The sequence below is a fragment of the Pseudomonas frederiksbergensis genome (genome assembly GCF_001952935.1).
In the GTDB taxonomy this organism is placed as follows: Bacteria; Pseudomonadota; Gammaproteobacteria; order Pseudomonadales; family Pseudomonadaceae; genus Aquipseudomonas; species Aquipseudomonas frederiksbergensis.
On the sequence record NZ_CP018319.1, the window covers coordinates 3166065 to 3188163 of the forward strand.

Here is a 22099-nt window from a genome sequence, read left to right on the forward strand (position 1 = left end):
CGGGACACCCAATGGGCGAGTTTGAGCTGATCCGCAATTTCTTCGCCGCCGCGCCCTGTGCGCAGGGCGGCGAAGGCGTTGCCCTTGGGATCGGCGATGACTGCGCCTTGCTGGCTGTTCCCCCCGGGGAGCAGTTGGCCATTTCCACCGACACACTCGTAGCCGGTGTGCATTTCGCAGACCCTTGCGACCCGTTCCTGCTCGGTCAGCGCTCGCTGGCTGTGGCTGTCAGTGATCTGGCCGCCATGGGCGCCACCCCCATTGCCTTTACCCTTGCCCTGACCTTGCCGACGGTGACCACCGATTGGCTGGACGCCTACGCCCGTGGTTTGAACATCATGGCGCAGCGCTGCGGTGTGGCGCTGGTGGGGGGGGATACCACCCGTGGGCCATTGAGCCTGACCATGACCGTGTTCGGTCGTGTGCCGGCAGGTCTGGCGTTGACCCGCAGCGGTGCGCAGCCAGGCGATTTGCTGTGCGTTGGCGGTGAGCTTGGCAACGCGGCGGGTGCATTGCCGCTGGTGCTCGGTCAGCGGACGGCTGATGCGGCCATCGCTGATCCGTTGCGTGCCCATTACTGGTCGCCGCAACCGCAGCTGGGCCTGGGCATGGCGTTGCGCGGCAGAGCTAGTGCGGCGCTGGACATCTCCGATGGCCTGCTCGCCGACTGCGGGCACATTGCCCTGGCGTCGAAAGTCGGGGTTCAGGTAGAGCGCAGTAAACTGCCATTGTCGAAGGCGCTGCTGGCCTTCCTCGGCCAGTCTGGCGCTGAGCAAGCCGCCTTGAGCGGCGGTGACGATTACGTGCTGGCCTTTACCTTGCCGCCCGCCGAGTTGCCATCATTGCTGGCGGACGGCTGGCCAATCCATGTGGTCGGCCGTGTAGTGGCGGGGCAGGGCGTAGTGCTGCTCGACGCCAACGGACAAGACATCACCCCGCAAACCCGGGGCTATCAACATTTTCGGGAGACACCGTGACAGATCATCCCAAACAGGTCCCGGCGGAATTCGTGCCGCCCTCGGTATGGCGCAATCCGTGGCATTTCCTGGCGTTCGGCTTCGGCTCGGGCACCTTGCCAAAAGCACCGGGCACCTGGGGTTCGTTAGTTGCGCTGCCCTTTATCCCGTTGTGGCAGATGCTGCCCGATTGGGGTTACTGGCTGATGCTCGGCATCACCATGCTGTTTGGCTTCTGGCTGTGCGGCAAGGTCGCCGACGATTTGCGGGTACACGACCACGAAGGCATCGTCTGGGACGAAATGGTCGGGATGTGGATCACCCTTTGGCTGGTGCCGGAAGGCTGGTACTGGTTGCTCGCCGGATTTTTGGTGTTCCGCTTTTTCGACATTCTCAAGCCTTGGCCGATTCACTGGATCGACCGGCATGTGCACGGTGGCGTCGGCATCATGCTCGATGATGTGTTGGCCGGGGTGTTTGCGTGGTTGGCGATGCAGGGGCTGGTTTGGATTTTTGCCTGACGGGAAAAACAGGCGACTAGGGATGGCTCGCTCGCGCGGACCCCTGTAGCGCTTGATTAACCCTGTGGGAGCGAGCCTGCTCGCGATGACGGTGTATCAGCCGGCATCAATGGTGAAAGACAGACCGCTATCGCGAGCAGGCTCACTCCCTCAGGGAGCTGTGGTGGCTTGAGATCTAACTTTTTGATTGTTATGCCCCATAATTCAGCCTAAGCGTCTGTTGGAACGTGCTGTTACAATGCCGCGTCTGCGAATCTCCAGTACTTATTGATCAGGAGCACACCGGTGCCTGTCGTTTTTGTCGCCGCTTCCAAGCTGCCAACGCCTTTTGCGCAATTCACCATGCACGGCTTTCTCGATGAGGAAAACGGGCGCGAGCACGTTGTGCTGAGCCTGGGTGAGTTCGCCGACGGTGCCCCGGTACTCGGCCGGTTGCACTCCGAATGCCTGACCGGCGATGCCTTGTTCAGCCAGCGTTGCGACTGCGGCTCGCAACTCGAGGCCGCTTTGCAGGCCATCGCCCGTGAAGGCCGAGGCGTGTTGCTGTACTTGCGTCAGGAAGGTCGTGGCATTGGCCTGCTGAACAAGATCCGCGCCTATGAATTGCAGGATGGCGGTGCCGATACCGTTGAAGCCAACGAACAGTTGGGCTTTGCCGCCGATCAGCGCGACTACGCCATGTGCCTGCCGATGCTGGAGCATTTGGGCGTGAAATCCCTGCGTCTGATGACCAATAACCCACGCAAGGTCAAAGCCTTGACCGATATGGGAATCGTGGTCTCCGAGCGCGTGCCGCTGCACACCGGTCATAACCCGCATAACAAACTCTATCTGGCCACCAAGGCCAGCAAGCTCGACCACATGATGGGCAACGAGCACCAGGGCGAGGCAGACCGGGCGTGACCCGCGGTCAGGTTCGGCGGCGACTGTCCGTCAATTGGTGGCAATACCTGGCGCTGGCCTTGGTGCCGCTGTTCGTGATCAACGGCGTATTCGGTCAGAGCGAGGCGATCCTGCCGGTGCTGGCGATGCCGTTGTTCATCGCCGGTGTGGCGTCGATGTTTGTCAGCCTGAAATTCTTCGGCGGCTACAAACACGCGTTGATCGCCACTCAAAAAGCCCTCGATACCCCTGAAGAACCTGCTGCATGGATCGCCCTGGCTGCCAAGCGTCGCACGGCATTCCTGGCTGCCTGCCTGCCGGCCTGGATCGCTGCGCTGGCGGTATTCGTCGGCCTCGAAGCCGTGCCGTTGATGCTACTGGCGCTGTCGACCCTGGTGCTGTTTTACCTCTACCGTATTCCGCGTCAACTCGGCTGATGCGGCCCGTCTGGCTGGCGGTTTTGCTGCTGGCCGTCAGTGGCCCGGCGGCTGCGGTCGAACGCGTTGTCAGCCTCGCTCCGTCGCTCTCTGAAATCGTTGTTGAACTGGGTTCGGCTGACCTGCTGGTGGGTGTGCTGGATGCCGGTGAGCGTCCTGCCGAGCTTGAAGATCTGCCTTCGGTTGGCCGCTATGGTCAGCTGGACATGGAGCAATTGCTCAGTCTCAAGCCCGATCTGTTGTTGCTCTGGCCCGGCAGCGTTGGCCCGGCCCAGCGTGAACAGCTCAAACGGTTGAACATCCCGACCTACGTGGCGGAACCGCACAACCTCGAACAACTCACTGCGCAGATTGAGGCGATCGCCTCACAACTCGGCCGTCCAGAGCGTGGTGTTTCATTGGCTGAAAAGTTGCGTCAGCGGCTGGATTCGCTGCGCCAGCGTTATCGTCGAGATGTGCCATTGCGAGTGTATTATCAGGTCTGGGATCGGCCGCTTTACACCGTTGGAGGCGGGCAGATCATCAGCGATGCGCTTGAAGTGTGCGGGGCGCGCAATGTGTTTGCCGACCTCACGCTACCGGCGCCGCAGGTCAGTATTGAAGCGGTATTGCAGCGCAATCCCGAGGTGATCCTGGCTAGTGATCAGGCGCAGCTTGATGCGTGGAAAGCCTGGCCGCAGGTTGCGGCGGTGGTGCAGGGGCAATTGCTGTTGGTAACGGATAAAGGCCTGGAGCGGCCGAGTGGGCAAATGATCGAAGCGACGGCCAAACTCTGTCAGCTGATTTCGCCTTCACGCTGATCGTTCCCACGCTCTGCGTGGGAATGCCGCCATGGACGCTCCGCGTCCGCTTTAGATCGTGACGTAGAGCGTCACAGGATGCATTCCCACGCGGAGCGTGGGAACGATCGTGGGCTAAAGTTCTGGTGTCCAGGTCACCCCAAACATCCACGCCCGACCTTCCTCGCGATACCCATACTGGCTACCTTCATGGCTGTACAGCGCCCGGCTGTAACCCTTGTCCAGCAGGTTATCGACCTTCAGCTCAAGCTTGATCTCACGATTCAATTCCCAACTGCTGCGCAACCCCAGCAACGCGTACCCGCCCAACGGCTGCTGATTGTTCTCATCGTCATAGCTGCTGCTCACCGCTTGCCAGCTGGCGCCGAGCCCTAGCCGGTCGAACTGCCGATCCAGATCCAGGCTCAAGGTCCGCCGCGCGCGCCGAGCCAGGGTGTGGCCGCTGTCGCGATCCCGCGGGTCGATGATTGCTACGCCGAGGTTGCTCTGCCAGCCGAACAGTTCCTGTTTCAACGCCGCTTCGAAACCGTTGATGCGTGCCTGCGCGACGTTCTGCGGCCGGTTGTTACTGCCGAAAATAATCGCGTCTTCCAGGTCCGTACGGTAAAGCGAAGCTTCCAGGCGAGCGGTGTCGGTCAGTTGACTGCGCCATTGCAGCTCGTAGCTTTTCGACGTCTCGGGTTTCAGATCCGGATTACTGAAATCGGGGTAATACAAGTCATTGAACGTCGGCGCGCGGAAGCCTTCGCTGTAGGTCAGCAATACATCGTTGTCCGGATTCAGCGGCAGAGTGAAGGTGCCGCTCCAGCTGTTCTGGCCACCGAACTGCTGGTTCTGATCGCGGCGCAGGCCCAGTTCGGTGGAGAAACTGTCCGCCTGGTAATGATGTTGAATGAACGCGGCACGGTTCCAGCGGCTGTCCTCGTCGAATGGCGTGCTGCTGTTGACCCGGTCCTCATACCAGTCGCCGCCAAGGATCAGGCTGTTGCGCTCGTCAAGGGTCAGGTCGTTCTGCCAGTTCACCGAATCTCGGTAGGTGTTGAACACGCTGCGTTCATCGCTGAGCTTGTCGATGGTTTTTTCGCGGTTCTCGCTATGGCCGAACTCTACGCGGGTTTTCCACAGGTCGTTGATGCGCGCATCGACATAGCTGCTGACGCCGCTAACGGTGAAGTCGCTATAAAGCTGCTGCTGAAGTGATTGCTTCGTATCGAAATCGTAGCGGCCAAACGGGCTATCGAGCTCACTTTTACCACGGTTATCCAGCACGTTCGCGCCGATTTCGATGTCCTCGGTGAGGGCATGGCTCAGGCTCAAACTCACCGACTTATTGCGGTATTCATCGTGATCGCCATCGCTGGGATACGACTCGTGGGTCCGGTCGATCCCGGCGGTTTCATCGAGGCTGGCGCCCAGATTGAAGCGGGTTTTCTCGTCACCACCCGATAACCCAAGGCTACGCTCCCACGTCTGATTACTGCCAAACCCAACATACAGCCGTGGTTGCAGGCCTTGCTCGCCGCCGCGCCGCGTGAAGATCTGGATCACCCCGCCAATCGCATCGCTGCCATAAATCACCGAGCGGGAGCCGCGCAACACTTCCACGCGCTCGACCTGTTCAATGTTGATGTGTTGCAGGTTGCTGTCGCCGGAGGTGGAGTTGCCGATGCGCTGGCCGTCGACCAGCACCAGGCTCTGGGCCGATTTGGTGCCGCGAATGTAAATCCCCGGCAGACTGCCGCGCCCGCCGGTTTGCCCGACCTGTACGCCCGGCACACGACGCAGCAAGTCAGTCACGCTGTTCGGTTGCAGGCGATCGATGTCTTCGCGGGTGAACACGGTGTTGGCGGCGCTGCTGTCATTGCGCGCTTCGACCTGACGGTTGGCGCTGATCAGCACGTCGGGCAGTTTCAGGGCCTGGTCGCGTTCGAAGGTGTCGGCCAGCAGTTGGCCGGCCGGCAGAAGGGTCAGCGTCAGGGCGAGGCGGGAGAGTTTCATCGGTAATCCGTTGGCGCTTTAAAGCGAACACAAATCAAATGTGGGAGCGGGCTTGCTCGCGAAAGCGGTGGGTCAGTCAACATTTCAGTCAACTGGCCGTCCGCATTCGCGAGCAAGCCCGCTCCCACAAGGGGTTTTGCAAGTATTTGAGGTTTAGATGTTCAGCAGTTGCAAACGCTCACGCACCGACGCTTCGATCCCGGCCTCATCCAGCCCGCACTCGGCCAGCATCTGCGCAGGCTTGGCGTGTTCGACGTAACTGTCCGGCAAGCCCAGGTGCAGCATCGACTTGAGGATGTTTTCGCGGGCGAGAAACTCGCTGACGGCGCCACCGGCACCGCCCATGATCGCGTTCTCTTCGATGGTCACCAGCAATTCATGGCTGCCAGCGATTTCGCGCACCAGTGCTTCATCGAGCGGTTTGACGAAACGCATGTCGACCACAGTGGCATCCAGCGTCTCGGCGACTTTCAGCGCCTCGGCCAGTTGCACGCCGAACACCAGCAGGGCGACTTTGCTGCCCTGACGACGAACCACACCCTTGCCGATTTCGATCGGTTCGAGGTCTTTCTCGATCGTCGCGTTCGGGCCAGAGCCGCGCGGATAGCGCACCGCCGCCGGGCCGTTGAACAGGTGGCCGGTGGTGAGCATCTTGCGCAGTTCGTTTTCGTCGCTCGGGGTCATCACTAGCATGCCGGGGATGCAGCGCAGGAACGACAGGTCGAAGCTGCCCGCGTGAGTCGGGCCGTCTTCGCCCACCAGACCCGCGCGGTCGATGGCGAACAGGACGTCGAGGTTTTGCACCGCCACATCATGCACAAGCTGGTCGTAGCCCCGTTGCAGGAACGTCGAGTAAATCGCCACCACCGGTTTCGCGCCTTCGCAGGCCATGCCGGCAGCGAGGGTGACGGCGTGTTGCTCGGCAATCGCCACATCGAAATAGCGCTGCGGGAAACGCTCGCTGAAGGCCACCAGGTCGGAGCCTTCCTTCATCGCGGGAGTGATGCCGACCAAGCGCGGATCAGACGCGGCCATGTCGCATAGCCATTCACCGAACACACCGGAATACTTCGGCCCGCCGGCTTTCTTTGGCGCGGCGGCCGGAGCGTCCAGCGGTTCGAGTTTGGTGATCGCGTGGTAACCGATCGGGTCGACTTCCGCCGGGGCGAAGCCTTTGCCTTTCTTGGTGACGACGTGCAGGAACTGCGGGCCTTTGAGATCGCGCATGTTGCGCAGGGTGGCGATCAGGGTTGGCAGGTCGTGGCCATCGATCGGGCCGATGTAGTTCCAGCCCAGTTCTTCGAACAGCGTGCCGGGAACCAGCATGCCTTTGGCGTATTCTTCGGTGCGCCGGGCGATTTCCCAGGCGCCGGGCAGGCGCGACAGGACCTTTTTGCTGCCTTCGCGCATGCTCGCGTAAGTGCGGCTGGAAAGGATCTTCGCCAGGTAATTCGACAGCCCGCCGACGTTGCGCGAGATCGACATGTCGTTGTCGTTGAGGATCACCAGCATGTTGGCGTTCACTTCCGGCGCATGGTTCAGCGCCTCGAAGGCCATGCCGGCGGTCAGTGCGCCATCGCCGATCACGGCGATCGCCTTGCGATCACTGTTTTGCAGGCGGGCGGCAATGGCCATGCCCAGCGCTGCACTGATCGAGGTACTGGAGTGGCCGACGCCAAAGGTGTCGTACTCGCTCTCGGAACGACGCGGGAAGGCCGCGACGCCGTCCTTCTGGCGCAGGGTGCCCATGCGCTCGCGACGACCGGTGAGGATTTTGTGCGGATAGGCCTGATGACCCACGTCCCACACCAGCCGGTCGTCCGGGGTGTCGAAGACGTAATGCAGCGCGATGGTCAGCTCGATGACGCCCAAGCCGGCACCGAAATGCCCGCCGGTCTGACCGACCGTGTAGAGCAATTCCAGGCGCAACTCATCGGCCAGGGTTTCCAGCTCGGCTTCGCCTAACCGGCGCAGGCCGTCCGGCGTGTTGGCACGGTCGAGCAGGGGCGTGGTCGGGCGCTTGCGGGGAATCTCATGAAACGTCGTGGGCATCAGGCGAATCGTTATAGGTATAAAAGATGCGGCAGTTTACCTGATGCATCGCCCCCTGCCCACGCGTTGGTTTTAACTTGGCGGATACGCCGTCAGCTGCGCCGGTCGACGATGTAGCGGGCCAGATCGCGCAATGGTTCGGCCGCCGCGTCAAACGGTCGCAGCGCGTGCAGGGCCTGATCACGCAGTTCCAGGGCGTAAGCCTTGGCGGCGTCGAGGCCGAGCAGGGCCGGATAAGTCGGTTTGTCGCGAGCAATGTCGGCGCCCTGGCGCTTGCCGAGGGTTTCGGTATCGCTTTCGACGTCGAGAATGTCGTCCTGCACCTGGAACGCCAGGCCGATGGCCTGCGCGTAAGTCTGCAAGGACTTCAATTCGTCCTTCTCGGCACGGCCGCTCGCCAGGGCGCCGAGTTTGACGCTGACCTCGATCAGGGCGCCGGTCTTGTGCCGGTGCATGTATTCGAGGGCTTTCTGATCGAGTTTCAGACCGACCGAACCGAGGTCGATGGCTTGACCGCCGACCATACCGGCCGGGCCTGCGGCCAATGCGAGAGCACTGACCATTTGCAGGCGGAGGTGATCGGAGGTGAGAGCAGCGTCAGAGTTGCTCAGGCGCGGATCGAGCAGGGCGCTGAAGGCCAGGCTCTGCAAGCCGTCACCGGCCAGAATCGCGCAGGCTTCATCGAATTTTTTGTGAGTAGTCGGTTGGCCACGACGCAGATCGTCGTCGTCCATGGCCGGCAAATCGTCATGCACCAGGGAATAAGCGTGAATCAGCTCCACCGCGCACGCTGCGCCGTTGGCCTGCTCAGCCTTGCCGCCCAGCGCTTCGCACGCGGCGTAGGCCAGCAGCGGGCGGACCCGTTTGCCGCCATTCATCACGCTGTAGCGCATGGCTTCGTACAGCCGCGCGAGCTCAGGGCTCGGCGCAATGAACAGGGTTTCCAGTGCAGCATTGACGCGGGCCTGGCTGGTCGCCGAATACGCTGCAATCATTCTGGCTGATCCGCGTCGAAGGGTTCCTCGGCCAGCTCGCCATCACGCTCGAGCAGCACCTGAACCTTTTGCTCGGCCTGGGCCAGCGCCGCCTGGCAATCGCGGGTCAGACCGATGCCTTGCTCGAAAGCCGTCAGCGAGTCTTCCAGCGACAATTCGCCGTTCTCCAGACGCTCTACCAGCGTTTGCAGGTCAGCGAGAGATTGTTCGAAATCCAGTGCAGCTTTTTTGCGGGCCATGGCGGCTATTTCCGGTTGACGTTAAACCGGCGCGACACTAGCAGACATGGGGGGTATGGGCAAATGAACGGGGCGTTTCGGCCACTGCGCTTGGGGGAGAACGCGACCCTGTGGCGAGGGAGCTTGCCCCCGTTCGACCGCGAAGCAGTCGCAAATTGCTGAATGTGGGATGCCTGATGAAACGCGGTGCCTGTTTTTGGGGTTGCTTCGCAACCCAACGGGGGCAAGCCCCCTCGCCACAGGGTTTGGTGTCTCCGGGGAATGATGTGGGGATTCGGCTCATTTGGTGAGCCGAATACCCTCGCTATTCGGCTCACGCCCAACAATCACCGTGAATCCCACCGCAAAATTAGATGTATCCGATTGTTAAAAAACCGCCAAATGGCTAATCTTCGCGCCTTCTACGACCCGAAATTCTGGGTCTTTCTGACGAAACGCAGTTTTTTTGGATCTGTAACGCGCCGAGGATCGGGTGCAAGGTTTCGTTATGCATGGCAGGAGGCGTCACATGCGTTCATTTCTTCTATTGCTGATGGGGCTTGTCTGCGCGACCGCTGCCTGGGCCGAGCCGACGGCCGAGTTGTCGGAGCCGGTCGGCGGCTGGCGCTACAACGGCTTGCTCGATCGCAGCGAATATCCTCAAGTCGCCTATCCGACGCCACCGATCGATCGCGGCGTGCAGCGCAATCGCACCATGATCCAGGGCCAACTCAAGGCCATCGGCACTCAGCGAGGGCCGCATGCGCTGGCCGTCAACGGCAATCCGCTGAATCTGTACACCGACGACCAAGGGCGTTTCGCCCGGCCGTATGCGTTTGGCGCCGGCTCCAACAGCGTTGAAGTCCGCAGCGCTGAAGGCAAGTCGCTCAAGCGCGTTCAATTCTATGAAGCCAACAACGTGCGTACCCCGGCGCGGATTCGCGTGGTGCTGGGTTGGGACGATCCGAAAGCCGAACTCGACCTGCACATCATTACCCCCGACGGCCAGCATGCGTTCTGGGCTCGCCCGGCGATGAGCAACGGCGGCGGTCTGGACCCGGACGGCGTCGATGGCCCCGGCCCGGAAATGTTCACCATGACCGCGCCGATGCATGGCACCTATCTGGTTTACGTGAACTATTGGGGCAACTTCGGCAGTGGCGGCTATAACTTCGATGAGACCAGCAACCAGAACGAGGTGATCACCTCGCAGATCAACCTGGTGCTCAACGAAAACACTGTCGACGAAAAACGCGAGACCTTCATCGTGCCCCTGCGGGCCATCGGTGACCTGCTGCTGGTCAAGACTTTCAACTATTAAGCATCCCGCTCCACGGATGACATCGGGTTTTGTGAACATGAGCGATAACACTGTTTCTCCGGCCGCCGAAACGCCTGCAGCCAAAACTCCTCGCCGCTGGCCGGTGCTGCTGGCCGGGCTGATCCTGGTGGCGGGCGTCGCGGCCGGGTTGGGCTGGTTCATGCACAAACCCAAGGCGCCGCCGGCGGAGTTGGCCAGCGACAAACTGGGCATGAGCCGGCCGGACGGTCTGCTCGAAACCCACTCCTTGAGCCAGTTGCCCAAGGATTTGCTGGCGGTGCCGTTCCTCAAGGAAACCCTGACCGAAGATTTCGTCTTCTATTACGAAGCGCACGCCGATCGCCTCGGCTTGATCGGCAGTCTGCGGCGGATCATTTACGAACATGACCTGAAATTGCAGGACAGCCTGATCGAGCAGCTCTTCGATCAACCGGCAGACGTGGCGCTGTGGCGTGGGGCGGATGGTCGCCTGAAAGACTTTTTGTTGGTGATGGATCGCGGTGGTCTGGCCAAGGTGCTGGAGCCGCTGGCGAAAGTAGCGCTGGATGATTCGCAGCTGACCAAGCTCGGCGACGTGAAAGTCGGCGCTGACGATGTGGCGCTTTATCAACTCAACTACAACGCCAGCAAAGCGCTGGTGTTCGCCTCCCACGGCGACAAGCTGGTGGTGCTGTCCAACCCGACCAAACTCTACGATCCGGAAAGCGGCTCATCGGAAGAGCCGGGCAGCGTTTCGACCAAAGCCATCGCCGCGTTGCTCAACGGCGACAAACTCTTCCCCGAAGCCTTCGGCCTGCCACCGCGCACGCCTGAGGTGAAACAACGCCTGTCGGTCAATTCCAGCGTTCTGGCCATGGGGTATCAACGTTTCATCCCGAACTTCGCCGGGCTGCGTTTCGACATGGACGACAAGGGCTGGCACAGCTTTCTGGCCATGGACGAACTGGACGACCAGCCGGATTTCGATTTCAAACCGATCTGGCAAGCCATGCCCATGGGTGCCAGTGCCTGCGTCGCTTTGCCGCTCGCCGCCGAACAACAAAAACCATTACTGGTGAAACTCGGCGCGGAAGAAAAAGTGGCCCAGGCCCTGACCGAACACATGGCCGGTGCCGCTGGCCTGTGCTGGTACGCCGATTCGCGGTTGTACACGCCGCTGCTGGTGGCCAGCCTGAACGATGACGACAGCGCCAAACTCGACGGCGACCTGGGCAATCTGTTCGGCTCGATGGTCGGCGCCTACGAAGGCAACGTCGAAGAGCACGCGTTCCCGGTGATCGAGAAACAGCAAGGCCCAACCCACCAATGGCAGCGTCAGGTCAGCTCCAATTTCGGTCCTTACAAGGCCAAGGATGCTGAGAACCCGGACGCGATCACCGGCAAGGCGTTCATGAAAGTCAGCCTGGCGCGCCACGGTTCGACGCTGCTGTTTTCCCTCGACGACAAGCTGGTGGACAAAGCCCTCGGTACCCTCGACAAACGCTTCCCGCCGATGGCCGACGTGGTGCCCAAAGACCTGCTGATGCCGGTCTACTTCGGCCCGGATTCCATGGCGCAACTGATGCAACAGGAAACCCTCGACAGCCTGCCGCAGGACATGGAACCGGTGTTCTACAACGCCGCGCAAACCTACCTGATCCCGAAACTGCGCAAGCTCGGCGGCTACGGCAAATACGCCCTGACCTTGCCCGAAGGCAGCGAACCCGACGGCCACTGGCAATGGCTGCCACTGGAATGGAAAGCCCTGTGACAGCTCTTATCCGAGGCCTCGGCCTGCTGGCGATGTTGCTGGGCAGTCGCGCATTTGCCGGTGACGCCGCACCGCTGGACCCGCAGCAATCCCAGGTGTTCCGCGCCTGGTTCGTGCGCATCGCCCAGGAACAACTGACCCAAGGCCCGAGCCCGCGCTGGTATCAGCAGGACTGCGCGGGCCTGGTCCGTTTTGCCGCCAACGAAGCACTGAAAGTCCACGACGACAAATGGCTGCGCAGCAATGGCCTGTCCAACCGTTACCTGCCGCCAGAGCTGCAACTGAGCGAGGCGCAACGCGGCCTGGCCCAGCAATGGCAGCAGGGCGGCGGCAAGGTCGGCCCGTACGTCAACGCGATCAAACTGATTCAGTTCAACAGCCATTTGATCGGCCGCGACCTGGCGCAAGCCCGGCCCGGCGACCTGATGTTTTTCGATCAGGGCGACGACCAGCACCTGATGATCTGGATGGGCCGCTACATCGCCTATCACACCGGCACCACCACCCCCACTGACAACGGCATGCGCTCCGCAAGCCTGCAGCAACTCATGACATGGAAGGACACCCGATGGATACCCGACGCAGCCAACCCCAACTTCATCGGCGTCTATCGACTGAACTTTCTCTCCCAATGATCGGTGCCCGCATGTTGCGTTTTCTGCCTCTGCTATTGGTCCTGGTGCTGCCTTTTTCGGCGGTCAACGCCGAAGACACCGTCGAGCCGAGCGGCTACACGCCGGTGGCCGGCGAAAGCTTTTTCCTGCTGGCCGACAGCAGTTTTGCCAGCGACGAACAGGCGATGGTTCGCCTCGAAGCACCGGGTCGCGACTATCGTCGGTTCCGCATGGAGCCTTACGGCGGCGCCGACATTCGCGTGTACCGCATCGACAAGCCGCTGGATTTCCTCAAGCGCCAGAAGAACCTGCACCGCGTTGTCAGCGACGGTCAGTTCAAGGGCGAAGGCCTGTCGAACACCCTCGCGTACCTGTGGGACAACTGGTACCGCAAATCCCGTCGCGTGATGCAGCGCGCGTTCTCCTACGAGTCGCGCAAGCAAGTCACCGAGGAAGTGCCGGAGCTGAAGATGGGCGCCGCCATGGCCGCGCCAACGCCTTACGACGCTCAGCCGCAATTCGCGCTGATTCCGGGCTTGCCGGTGGTCAGCCAATTCCGCTATCCGCTGTGGCAAGCCAAACCGATCCAGCCGCCTGAAGGCGTGAACCTGGCCGGCTCTTCCAGTGAGTTCGTCAGCGTTGCGCCGGGCAACGTGTACATCCCGTTGGGCAATCTGAAACCGGGCCTGTACCTGGTGGAAGCGCTGATCGGCAAGTACCGTGCGACCACCATGGTCTTCGTCTCCAACACCGTGGCCGTGAGCAAGATTGCCGGTGATGAATTGCTGGTGTGGGCCGCGCGCAAACACCAAGGCAGTTCGGTGCCGAAGGTGAATGTGCTGTGGACCGATGGCCTCGGCGTGATGAGCAGTGGCGCCACCGATGCCGATGGTTTGCTGCGTCTGAAACACGTCAGCCCTGAGCGTTCGTTCGTGATTGGCGAGGACGAAGAGGGCGGGGTGTTTGTCTCCGAAAACTTCTACTACGACAGCGAAATCTACGACACCAAACTCTATGCCTTCACCGACCGGCCGCTGTATCGGCCGGGGGATTGGGTGTCGCTGAAGATCGTCGGTCGCGAGTTCAAGAACGCCCGCGACTCGGTGCTGCCCACTGCTGCCGACGTCAACGTGACCGTGCTCGATGCCACCGGCACGGCGCTGCAATCGCTGGCGTTGAAACTCGATTCCAAGGCCGGCACTCAAGGCCGTTTCCAGTTGCCGGATAACGCGGTGGCGGGTGGTTACGAGCTGCGTTTCAGCTACAAGGATCAGGCCTACAGCAGCGCCTTCCGTGTCGCCGAATACATCAAGCCGCACTTCGAGATCTCCCTGAACCTGGCCAAGCAGGATTACCGCACTGGCGAACCGGTGAAGGGCAGCCTCGTGCTGCTGTACCCGGACGGCAAACCGGTGGCGAACGCCAAGTTGAGCCTGAGCCTGCGCGCCCAACAACTGTCGATGGTCGACAACGAACTGCAATACCTCGGGCAATTCCCGGTTGAGCTGACCAGCACCGAACTGACCACCGATTCCAAGGGCAACGCGACGCTGGATCTGCCGGCGGCCGAGAAGCCGAGCCGCTACATGCTCACTGTGTTCGCCAGCGATGGTGCGGCGTATCGAGTCAAGACCACCAAGGAAATCCTCATCGACCGCGGCGCGGCGAGTTTCAGCCTGCGCGCGCCCCAGCGTTTTAGCGCGGTGGGCGACAAGGTTGCGTTCAACTACTTGAACGAAGGCGGCAGCGAACAAAGCAAAGCGGTCACGCCGAGCAGCTATAGCTGGGTGCGCCTGGAAGACCAGACGGTTGGCGAAGGCAAACTCGCCGCGAAAGACAAAGGCTTCACCCTGGCCTTCGACCGTCCGGGTACTTACAACCTGACGTTGAAGGATGACCATGGCCGCGTGGTGGGCGCCACTGGTCATTCGGTCACGGGCGACGGCGTCAAAGCCGTGCCGGGCACCGTGGAAATCGTCCTCGATAAACCCGAGTACAAGGCTGGCGACGAAGCCCTGGCATTGATCACGTTCCCTGAGCCGATCAGCGATGCACTGCTGTCGCTGGAGCGCGACAAGGTCGAGGCCACCGCGCTGCTGTCCAAGGGCGGCGACTGGCTGAAGATGGAAAAACTCAGCGAGACCCAATACCGCGCGCGGATCCCGGTGAAGGACAATTTTGCGCCGAACCTGACGTTCTCCGTGCTGTACACCAAGGGCGGTCAGTACAGCTTCCAGAACGCCGGCATCAAGGTGATCGCGCCGCAAATCGACGTGGCCATCGTCACCGATAAAGAGGCGTATCAGCCGGGCGATACCGTGTCGGTGGACTTGACCACGCAGTTCGCTGGCAAGCCTGTTCCAGCGCACCTGACGGTCAGCGTGGTGGACGAAATGGTCTACGCGTTGCAACCGGAAGTGGCGCCGACCATCGACCAGTTTTTCTACCACCCGCGCCGCAACAACGTGCGCACCAGCGCCAGCCTGTCGTTCATCAGCTACGACGTGGCATTGCCGGGCAGCCCAGGCGCGCCGGGCAAAGCCAACCGCAGCGAGCGGGGCGTGAAAGTGCTGGAGCGACCGCGTCGGGAAGACGTCGACACTGCCGCGTGGCAGCCGGAGTTGATCACCGACGCCAACGGCAAAACCCGTTTCACCTTCAAGATGCCGGACTCGCTGACCCGCTGGCGCATCACCGCCCGGGCCATCGCCGATGACGGTCAGGTCGGGCAGAAGAAGCAATTCGTGCGCTCGGAAAAACCGCTGTACCTGAAGTGGAGCGGGCCAACCAAATTCCGCAACGGCGACAAACCGGATCTCGGCGTGTTCGCGTTCAGTCAGGCCGAGAAACCGGTCAAGGCTGAGCTGGTGATTCATTTCGGCGGCACCGAACAACGCGTCCCCGTGACGCTGAATAACGGCATCAACTACATCGCGCTGCCGGCGTTCGCGCTGGCCAGTGGCGAGTGGACGGCTGAGCTGGTGCTGGACGGCAAAACGGCTGATGCCCTGGCTGTGCGGCTGACCGCGACCGGCGAAGGTTGGCAGGTGACGCAGAGCCAAAGCCTGGACGTGGCCAGCGGTGATACGCCGCTGACCTTGCCAGCGGATGCGACGGATATTCGCCTGCGTCTGGATGACAGTCCGCAAGCGCTGTTCCGCTCGGCACTCGACGATCTGTTGAGTTACCCGTACGGCGGCGTCGAACAAACGGCCAGTCGTTTGCTGCCGCTAAGCATCGCGTATCCGACCTTGTCGTCGAATCCGCAAATCCGCGATCGCTTGCGTTTGATCATGCAAAACAGCCGTCTGCGCCTGGTGCAAATGGCCGGGCCTTCGGCGAGCTTCACCTGGTGGGGCATGGACGGCGAGCCGGATGCGTTCCTCACCGCTTACGCTTACTACGCCGACTGGCACGCCAGCAAAGCCTTGGAGCTGAGCCTGCCGCCGGAGCATTGGCAGCGGGTGTTGGAGGTCTATTCGAAGCAGGCCAAGAACACGCTGTTGCAGCGGGCGCTGATTCTGTCGTTCGCCAAACAGATGCAATTGCCGGTGAACACCTTGCTCAGCGGTTTGATGGATGACTTGGCGAAAGCAGGCGAGGGCCATGCGGCGAATCTGATGGAGGATGGCGAAGACAGTATCGTCATGAGCGATCCAGACTCGGCGTTGGGTTTGGCGGCTGCTCGTGCGCTGACGGCGTCGTTGGCTCGCCAATCCAAGGTGACTTTGCCCGACGCTTTCAATCGTCAATTGCCAGACGCGCAACAACGATTGGCGGTCAGTTCGCAGCCGTTTGCCGAAGCCTTGAACCTGTCGCTGCAAGCCTTCGATCAGGCTCACGCGCAAGCATTGTTGCAACGACTGTTGCCACAGCAATCGACCCTGGAGCGCGCGTTGGCATTGACCTGGTTGCAGCGCAGCATCGAGCAGGCTTCGCCCACCATTGCACTGGCACCGGGTGAAGGCTGGAAGAAAAAATACGGTGATACCGGTGAGATTTACTGGACATGGCAGGGTGCTGAGCCGGTGCCCGCTGTGCTGTCGCTGACCGGTGCGCAAGAGCGTCCGCTGCGAGCGGCCTTGAGCTTCCAGACCCAACAACCGCTGGTTGATCCGATGGCCGTGACCATCACCCGTCGCCTGTCGCGTCTGGTGCCGGGCGACGAAGCCTTCACCTTCAAACTGGAAGCGGTCGGCAACAAACCGTTGTCCAGCGACAGCCTGTATCTGGACGAAGTGATCATCACCAGCAAAGCCGCCAAACCACTGCGCTACGGCATGCTCGAAGTGCCGCTGCCACCGGGTGCCGATGTCGAGCGCACCACGTGGGGCATCAAGCTCATGGGCAAGGCCGGCACCGAACCGTCCGCGTTGGAGAAAGCGCGTTTCGAGCCGGGGCAAATGGCTTATGCGATTCCGGTGGATGCCTTGAGTGGCGAATTGCGTCTGCGTCATTTGGTGCGTTTCTCGCAGAAGGGCCAGTTCAACCTGCCGCCGGTGCGTTTCACTCAGGTCTACGCGCCACAGCATCAGGCTCAGGAACAGAAACCGGCCCTCGGCCAGGTCACGGTCAACTGACATGACCCGGCCTCTGGTCTGGTGGCTGCTTTGCTTGATCCCTGCGCTGGCGACAGCGCAGGACGAACCGCTGCGGCTGGGCTTTAAGGGTGAGTTGCTGTCGTTGAGCCAGACTCAGGTGATCGCGCGCGAGCCGTTGCCTGCTGATCTGCAGACGCCTCTGGGCAGTGTGTGGAAGTTGTTTGTCTATGGCTGGCTGGTGGATACCAATGCCCATGAGCCGGCTTACGAATGTCGCGGTCAGTCGAAAGACGAAGTTTACTGCTGCACGGCGGGCGGCAGGATTGAGCGCGATCAGGCCTTGGTGAAGTCGTGCGGCTTATATTTTGAGCCTGCGCGGTTGGGTATTTCTGATGCTGGTTGGCGGGAATATTGGCAGGCACGTAAGGCGCCGGAGTGGTTGCTGGATTTGGCTTCGTTGCAGCCTTCCACTCGCGTTTCAGTGACGGAGTTGCTGCAAATGCTAGCCGTGATGCCAGCGCAGGATCAAGCGCGGCGGGTGTTGCTGGATGTGGTGTTGAATGCGGCTGACGGCAATGTCGTGGGCGAACTCGGTGGCCGGTTGCGGGTGAAAACCTGGAGCTGGTTGGGGGATCAGGACCCTTCGTCGCGTCAGGGCGGTTTTGCCGGGTGGACAGTGGATGGCACTCCGGTTTGGGCGGGTGGGCGTGGGACCAGTCAAATGGTCCTGCGTCACTACGGTGGGGCGTTGGCTTCGGTGTTGCCGGTGAATTGGCCTTTGGAGGGGGGACGCTGTGTCGAGGTGGGGCTGTTTTCACGCTATCCCATCGGGCGCGTTCTGGCGGGGGATCGTGTTGTTGAGTCCGGGCCCTTGCTGGGCGATTACCGCGTCGAATTCAATAACGGCAACCAACTCGATATCCACAGCGACGGCGAACTGTTTTTGCTGAAAGACCAACTGATCGCCCGTCTGGACCGCGAAGAATACGTCGCCCGTGTCCTGCAACGCGAAGCCAGACCCGAACCCGCCGAAGCCGCCAAGGCTTTGGCCGTCGCGATCCGCACGTACCTGCTGCAAAACGCCACCCGCAACGGCGACTGCCTGAGCATCGACGACAGCAGCAGCCGGCAACGCGTCGCCCCACGTCCAGCCACCGCCGAGTCACGCCACATCGCCGCCTGGACCAGCGACCTGGTCCTCGCCGGCAGCACCGTCACCTACCACTCCGACCAACCCGGCCCGGACAAACTCTCCTGGCAGCACGCCGTCGAACAAGCCAGCGCCGGCCAACGCTACGACGCCATCCTGCTCCACGCCTACCCCCGCGCCAGCCTCAGCCGCTGGGACAATCCAGTCGCTTCCTGCGAAGCACTCCCCGCCGCGCAAGACTGGCTGCTGAACCAACGCCGCGGCTGGCGTCCGCGGTTGGAAAGCGAGGTTGGCTACAACGAAGTCAGCACCTTCGCCGTCTGCCGTCTGGCCTTCGGCCGTCCCTATGTCGACCGCGAACGCCAGCGCATTTACGTGCGCGGCGTGTTGTCGCTGCAAGACCGCCTCGACCTGACCCACGAATACCTGCACCTGGCCTTCGAAGCACACCCCAACGGCCAGGATGAAACCTACATCGAAGGGCTCGCCCGCCACCTCTTGCTGGAATAGGCCATGAAACTCCGTTACCCACAGGTCTTCCTGTTCCTCTGCTCCTTTTGCGTAGGGCCGACGACCTTCGCCGAAAGCGCCGCCAAACTCGACACCCCCGTTGGCGGCTGGCGCACTGGCGCCCCTGAAGGCGAAGGCGAAAGCTTTCGCCAGATCGTCAACTACCCGGCCTCCTCGGTGAACACCCCGGCGGGGCAGGCCAACACTGCACGCATCACCGGACAAATCAACGCGACGCCCAAGTCCGGCGAGCCAGGCCGGTTGATCGTCAACGGCGTCAGCATGCCGCTGAAAATCGATCCTGCCGGACGCTTTGATCGCCCGTTCTCATTCCCCAATGGCAGCAACAGCGTCGAAGTCCGTAGCCCCGATGGCCAGCAACGGCATCGCACGCAATTCCTCAACGCCAGCGGCGGGGCCACTCCGGCGAAGTTGCGGGTGCTACTGGCTTGGGACAGTGACGGCACCGACCTCGACTTGCACCTCATCACCCCCGACGGCGCCCATATCTGGTATGGCGATCGTGCTGTGCCTAATGGGGCGGCGCTGGATGTTGACGTGACGACGGGCTACGGCCCGGAAATCTTCGCCATGCCGGCGCCGATCAAGGGGCAGTATTTGGTGTATGTGAATTACTTTGGAGGTGGGTATCGGAGTGATGAGGACGGGCAAGAGGACGCGGTTCAGCCGCTGACGACGGCGCAGGTGACTGTGATTACGGAGGAAGGGACGCCGGACGAGAAGATGGAGACTTTTTTGGTGCCGATGCGGGCGGTGGGGGAGTTGACGTTGGTTAAGGGGTTTAGTTATCCGTGAGGGAGGTGGTTGTCCAACGGTTTGTTGGACAACCACCTCCAATCGAATTTTCTGAAGATGACCAATCAATGGGCTGTTGAATTTAACAGACAGCCATTACCGGCTTGAAACTACTGCTGGTAAGACGTTTGAGTGCAATATCAAGCGCCGGATCGTCGAACAGCCTGCTCTTGCGAGCGGCGGCACCGGCTCCCCCGTCCCAATGCTTCAACGCTTCGCGTACGGCAGGGACGGTCGGGGATACCTTCTCCTGGCTTAGCAACCAGTCGACCGTCGCCAGCAATTCCATGCCGAAGGGCGACTCAAAGCCGTCGATTAACTCAGCAGTGCGCTCCAAGGCTTGGGAGTACTCCTTGGCCTCTGTCTTTAGATATGTTTGCAAAAAGGCTTTGCGCTCTTGGTCAAACCAGATCACATCACTGATACCTGCATCACTGATGCGCTTGTCGCAATGCAGATAGCTTCCATCCAGGTTATTGAGCAGATGTTCCAACCGATTGGCGTACGGCCCGTATTTATGAGCTACAAACTTAAGGTTCAGCGGGTTTTCAGTGTCCGGTAGATTCTCTATAGCTCGTTCCAGGAACCAGGCCAGCTTCTGAATCTCAAGCAGACTGCATTCCATTCCTAAAACCCAGTAGCGTCGGACCAGTTCTGCGATGAGCGCGCGAGCAGGCGTGAGCTTTTCCACGCCACTACGCTTGGCGACATTCAGATACTGGTTGGAAGGTTCGAATACCAACACATCGATATCCAGATCACTCAGTACATCAACAATCTGTTCACGAACTTCTGGCCATTTCAAACCACCGTTGCCCGCACCTAGCGGTGGAACTGCCACGGACTTCACGTGGTTTTCAATCAGGAAGCGACGCAGATCGTGCAAGCCTTCAGTAATCCACGCCATCTGCGACGGTGATCGCCAGTGACGTTTGGTAGGAAAGTTTACGATCCAGCGAGGGCCGTCCAGTTCGTTGACTGCCGTTACGTGAACCTTGCCTGTCTCTACCTCGCCAGCCTTGCAGGCGGCCGAATACAGACGGTAATTATCCGCGAAGCGTTCTTTGAACATCAGCGCGATACCTTTGCCCATCACGCCCACGGTATTGACTGTGTTGACGAGGGCTTCAGTGTTGGCTTCCAGAAGGTTGCCCTGGGTAAATCTGATCATTGGAAATACCATCCCGGACGCGCATGAACAGATAACGTCAGGCCTCTAGCGGCCACGTCCTGCTCTATGCATTCTTTCATTGCATCGTTGTAGCACATGATGCCAAGGAGTCCTGTAATCGGTAGGTGATGGTGAATCAGCGCTTCGGCCTGATAGCGCTCCATCTTTCGAGGGTCATCAGGGTCACGTTTGAAGTCGCGTCGTTGAAGGATAGACCAATCGATCTCGCCGAGATTCGCCAAGTCGCTGTAATAGTCTGTCCAATCCGGGTAGGCGTGTGCATTTGTGAAGACGAATGGTAGGCCAAGCTGTTCTACGCGGTACAGGCTGGAGACCAGAATCACGATCTCATCGTTGCTGCGTTGCTGAACGCTCCATCCGGAGTGAATGTTTTTCATCATCACAGAGAAGGGAGTGAAGTAGAAGGGTACGTAGTCGGCCAATACGCCCGCTGGAGGGATAGGAACACAGCGATTGCGGCGCTTGTCGATCAAGTCGGCGTTGCCAATATTCACGTACTGCGGTGCCTGTGCCTCCGAGCTGGCGCAATGCAACCCATTGTCCAGAATCCAAGGCAGGTTATCGCGGTGGACGATCCGCCAAATCAGAGCCTTCTCTGGATTCAGACTGGTGTAGTTCATTGATAAAACATTCTCTGATTCGCGCCGGTGAGTACATTAACACCGGCCGCTCGCATTTTAGCCACGCAGAGTGCTTCGACCTCCTCGTTAGGAGTGAAGATTTTGAAGAAGGCGTTTGGTTTCACAACGCCAGGCGCCAAACATTCCGCCATGCAGATGCTTTTGCAGTGTGCGTCGTGATACTCCCGGCTGTTCATGACCTCCCACTCGATGGCTTCAAAACCCTCGTCGTAATCGAGTAACTGGATTGAGTCGTTTGCCAGAGGGTGCCGAGGAATGACTTTCCAACCGTTTTGTTTCGCAATAGACCTGTAAACGGAGATCAGGACGAATTTCACATCAGGGTTGTTACGTTGCACACTTCCGTCAAATGGATTTGCAGCAAACCAGTGAAACGGCACATAGCTGTCAAGCTCAAGGGCTTTGCGCTTCTTCAGAATTTCACTGTCAGCTACATCTTTGAAGTCGGTGAGTTCAGCGCGAGGCTTTAGACCTCCCTGAAAAATGCCATCCAGGTTTTCGACCGAAGTGAGGTGATATAGAAGCTTTTGTTCCTTGATATTTCTGACGTCTGGCATCGTGGTCTCCTTGACCTGTACAGCTATCTAAACTCGCTTTAGCCCTATCTCTTCTGTGCGTTAACCGCGACCTTCCAATTCGAGTGTACTTCGTGATTCTAGTGTGCCATCACCTTGGGCCACAAGCGTCGCAGGGGAAGAGGCTGGT

18 protein-coding genes are annotated in these 22099 nt (G+C 60.5%); 11 read left to right on the forward strand and 7 right to left on the reverse strand.

Annotated features, from left to right (window positions below):
• Positions 1 to 11 precede the first annotated feature (11 nt).
• The 5 genes from thiL to PFAS1_RS14700 all read left to right on the forward strand — a co-directional run bounded on the left by thiL (position 12) and on the right by PFAS1_RS14700 (position 3596).
• Positions 12 to 977: a thiamine-phosphate kinase gene (gene thiL / locus PFAS1_RS14680; RefSeq protein ID WP_076029593.1), complete on the forward strand. Its 966-nt coding sequence runs from the start codon at positions 12 to 14 to the stop codon at positions 975 to 977.
• Positions 974 to 1477 (forward strand): phosphatidylglycerophosphatase A family protein, encoded by a 504-nt coding sequence (locus tag PFAS1_RS14685; RefSeq protein ID WP_008033735.1) that lies wholly within the window; start codon positions 974 to 976, stop codon positions 1475 to 1477. The genes thiL and PFAS1_RS14685 overlap by 4 nt, the downstream gene beginning before the upstream one ends.
• A gap of 285 nt (positions 1478 to 1762) precedes the next feature.
• Complete coding sequence (gene ribA, locus PFAS1_RS14690; RefSeq protein ID WP_076029594.1) at positions 1763 to 2380, forward strand: GTP cyclohydrolase II; 618 nt, start codon at positions 1763 to 1765, stop codon at positions 2378 to 2380.
• Positions 2377 to 2796 (forward strand): MFS transporter, encoded by a 420-nt coding sequence (locus PFAS1_RS14695; protein ID WP_076029595.1) that lies wholly within the window; start codon positions 2377 to 2379, stop codon positions 2794 to 2796. The genes ribA and PFAS1_RS14695 overlap by 4 nt, the downstream gene beginning before the upstream one ends.
• Positions 2796 to 3596, forward strand: coding sequence for a cobalamin-binding protein (locus tag PFAS1_RS14700; RefSeq protein ID WP_076029596.1), 801 nt, complete (start codon positions 2796 to 2798; stop codon positions 3594 to 3596). The genes PFAS1_RS14695 and PFAS1_RS14700 overlap by 1 nt, the downstream gene beginning before the upstream one ends.
• Before the next feature lie 114 nt (positions 3597 to 3710).
• Here the strand turns inward: PFAS1_RS14700 and PFAS1_RS14705 are convergent, their stop codons facing one another.
• The 4 genes from PFAS1_RS14705 to PFAS1_RS14720 form a co-directional block, all read right to left on the reverse strand.
• On the reverse strand, positions 3711 to 5594 hold the full coding sequence (locus PFAS1_RS14705) for a TonB-dependent receptor domain-containing protein (RefSeq protein WP_076029597.1): 1884 nt from the start codon (positions 5592 to 5594) through the stop codon (positions 3711 to 3713).
• Between the two features lie 153 nt (positions 5595 to 5747).
• Entirely contained in the window at positions 5748 to 7646 is a 1899-nt protein-coding gene (gene dxs / locus PFAS1_RS14710; protein ID WP_076029598.1) for a 1-deoxy-D-xylulose-5-phosphate synthase, read from the reverse strand.
• A gap of 92 nt (positions 7647 to 7738) precedes the next feature.
• A complete protein-coding gene (gene ispA, locus PFAS1_RS14715; RefSeq protein ID WP_076029599.1) occupies positions 7739 to 8641 on the reverse strand; it encodes a (2E,6E)-farnesyl diphosphate synthase in 903 nt (300 codons plus the stop codon).
• Positions 8638 to 8880 carry an exodeoxyribonuclease VII small subunit gene (locus PFAS1_RS14720; protein WP_007894317.1) on the reverse strand — a complete coding sequence of 81 codons (243 nt, stop codon included), beginning with the start codon at positions 8878 to 8880 and terminating at the stop codon, positions 8638 to 8640. The genes ispA and PFAS1_RS14720 overlap by 4 nt, the downstream gene beginning before the upstream one ends.
• Before the next feature lie 508 nt (positions 8881 to 9388).
• Here PFAS1_RS14720 and PFAS1_RS14725 point away from each other — a divergent pair.
• From PFAS1_RS14725 to PFAS1_RS14750, 6 genes are read left to right on the forward strand one after another with little or no spacing between them, the layout of a single operon-like run.
• On the forward strand, positions 9389 to 10180 hold the full coding sequence (locus PFAS1_RS14725) for a YfaP family protein (RefSeq protein WP_076029600.1): 792 nt from the start codon (positions 9389 to 9391) through the stop codon (positions 10178 to 10180).
• 37 nt (positions 10181 to 10217) lie between these two features.
• Complete coding sequence (locus PFAS1_RS14730; protein WP_076029601.1) at positions 10218 to 11930, forward strand: DUF2138 domain-containing protein; 1713 nt, start codon at positions 10218 to 10220, stop codon at positions 11928 to 11930.
• Positions 11915 to 12565, forward strand: coding sequence for a DUF1175 domain-containing protein (locus PFAS1_RS14735; RefSeq protein ID WP_074871252.1), 651 nt, complete (start codon positions 11915 to 11917; stop codon positions 12563 to 12565). The genes PFAS1_RS14730 and PFAS1_RS14735 overlap by 16 nt, the downstream gene beginning before the upstream one ends.
• Positions 12562 to 17124 carry an alpha-2-macroglobulin family protein gene (locus PFAS1_RS14740; protein ID WP_076029602.1) on the forward strand — a complete coding sequence of 1521 codons (4563 nt, stop codon included), beginning with the start codon at positions 12562 to 12564 and terminating at the stop codon, positions 17122 to 17124. Before PFAS1_RS14735 ends, PFAS1_RS14740 begins: the two co-directional genes overlap by 4 nt.
• 1 nt (position 17125) lies before the next feature.
• On the forward strand, positions 17126 to 18745 hold the full coding sequence (locus tag PFAS1_RS14745) for a DUF2300 domain-containing protein (RefSeq protein WP_076029603.1): 1620 nt from the start codon (positions 17126 to 17128) through the stop codon (positions 18743 to 18745).
• 3 nt (positions 18746 to 18748) lie between these two features.
• On the forward strand, positions 18749 to 19561 hold the full coding sequence (locus PFAS1_RS14750; RefSeq protein ID WP_076029604.1) for a YfaP family protein: 813 nt from the start codon (positions 18749 to 18751) through the stop codon (positions 19559 to 19561).
• Positions 19562 to 19643: 82 nt separating this feature from the next.
• Here PFAS1_RS14750 and darG read toward each other — a convergent pair whose 3' ends face one another.
• From darG to PFAS1_RS14765, 3 genes are read right to left on the reverse strand one after another with little or no spacing between them, the layout of a single operon-like run.
• Entirely contained in the window at positions 19644 to 20732 is a 1089-nt protein-coding gene (gene darG, locus PFAS1_RS14755; RefSeq protein WP_076029605.1) for a type II toxin-antitoxin system antitoxin DNA ADP-ribosyl glycohydrolase DarG, read from the reverse strand.
• Positions 20729 to 21373, reverse strand: coding sequence for a type II toxin-antitoxin system toxin DNA ADP-ribosyl transferase DarT (gene darT / locus PFAS1_RS14760; protein WP_076029606.1), 645 nt, complete (start codon positions 21371 to 21373; stop codon positions 20729 to 20731). The genes darG and darT overlap by 4 nt, the downstream gene beginning before the upstream one ends.
• Positions 21370 to 21951: a DarT ssDNA thymidine ADP-ribosyltransferase family protein gene (locus PFAS1_RS14765; RefSeq protein ID WP_076029607.1), complete on the reverse strand. Its 582-nt coding sequence runs from the start codon at positions 21949 to 21951 to the stop codon at positions 21370 to 21372. Before PFAS1_RS14765 ends, darT begins: the two co-directional genes overlap by 4 nt.
• Positions 21952 to 22099: the final 148 nt, after the last annotated feature.

What these genes read in the sequence shown, in the direction of transcription:
- thiL (WP_076029593.1), top strand. Translation starts at nt 12, where the DNA reads ATGGGCGAGTTTGAGCTGATCCGCAATTTCTTCGCCGCCGCGCCCTGT.
- PFAS1_RS14700 (WP_076029596.1), top strand. Translation starts at nt 2,796, where the DNA reads ATGCGGCCCGTCTGGCTGGCGGTTTTGCTGCTGGCCGTCAGTGGCCCG.
- PFAS1_RS14705 (WP_076029597.1), bottom strand. Translation starts at nt 5,594, where the DNA reads ATGAAACTCTCCCGCCTCGCCCTGACGCTGACCCTTCTGCCGGCCGGC.
- dxs (WP_076029598.1), bottom strand. Translation starts at nt 7,646, where the DNA reads ATGCCCACGACGTTTCATGAGATTCCCCGCAAGCGCCCGACCACGCCC.
- ispA (WP_076029599.1), bottom strand. Translation starts at nt 8,641, where the DNA reads ATGATTGCAGCGTATTCGGCGACCAGCCAGGCCCGCGTCAATGCTGCA.
- PFAS1_RS14720 (WP_007894317.1), bottom strand. Translation starts at nt 8,880, where the DNA reads ATGGCCCGCAAAAAAGCTGCACTGGATTTCGAACAATCTCTCGCTGAC.
- PFAS1_RS14725 (WP_076029600.1), top strand. Translation starts at nt 9,389, where the DNA reads ATGCGTTCATTTCTTCTATTGCTGATGGGGCTTGTCTGCGCGACCGCT.
- PFAS1_RS14730 (WP_076029601.1), top strand. Translation starts at nt 10,218, where the DNA reads ATGAGCGATAACACTGTTTCTCCGGCCGCCGAAACGCCTGCAGCCAAA.
- PFAS1_RS14735 (WP_074871252.1), top strand. Translation starts at nt 11,915, where the DNA reads ATGGAAAGCCCTGTGACAGCTCTTATCCGAGGCCTCGGCCTGCTGGCG.
- PFAS1_RS14740 (WP_076029602.1), top strand. Translation starts at nt 12,562, where the DNA reads ATGATCGGTGCCCGCATGTTGCGTTTTCTGCCTCTGCTATTGGTCCTG.
- PFAS1_RS14745 (WP_076029603.1), top strand. Translation starts at nt 17,126, where the DNA reads ATGACCCGGCCTCTGGTCTGGTGGCTGCTTTGCTTGATCCCTGCGCTG.
- PFAS1_RS14750 (WP_076029604.1), top strand. Translation starts at nt 18,749, where the DNA reads ATGAAACTCCGTTACCCACAGGTCTTCCTGTTCCTCTGCTCCTTTTGC.
- darG (WP_076029605.1), bottom strand. Translation starts at nt 20,732, where the DNA reads ATGATCAGATTTACCCAGGGCAACCTTCTGGAAGCCAACACTGAAGCC.
- darT (WP_076029606.1), bottom strand. Translation starts at nt 21,373, where the DNA reads ATGAACTACACCAGTCTGAATCCAGAGAAGGCTCTGATTTGGCGGATC.
- PFAS1_RS14765 (WP_076029607.1), bottom strand. Translation starts at nt 21,951, where the DNA reads ATGCCAGACGTCAGAAATATCAAGGAACAAAAGCTTCTATATCACCTC.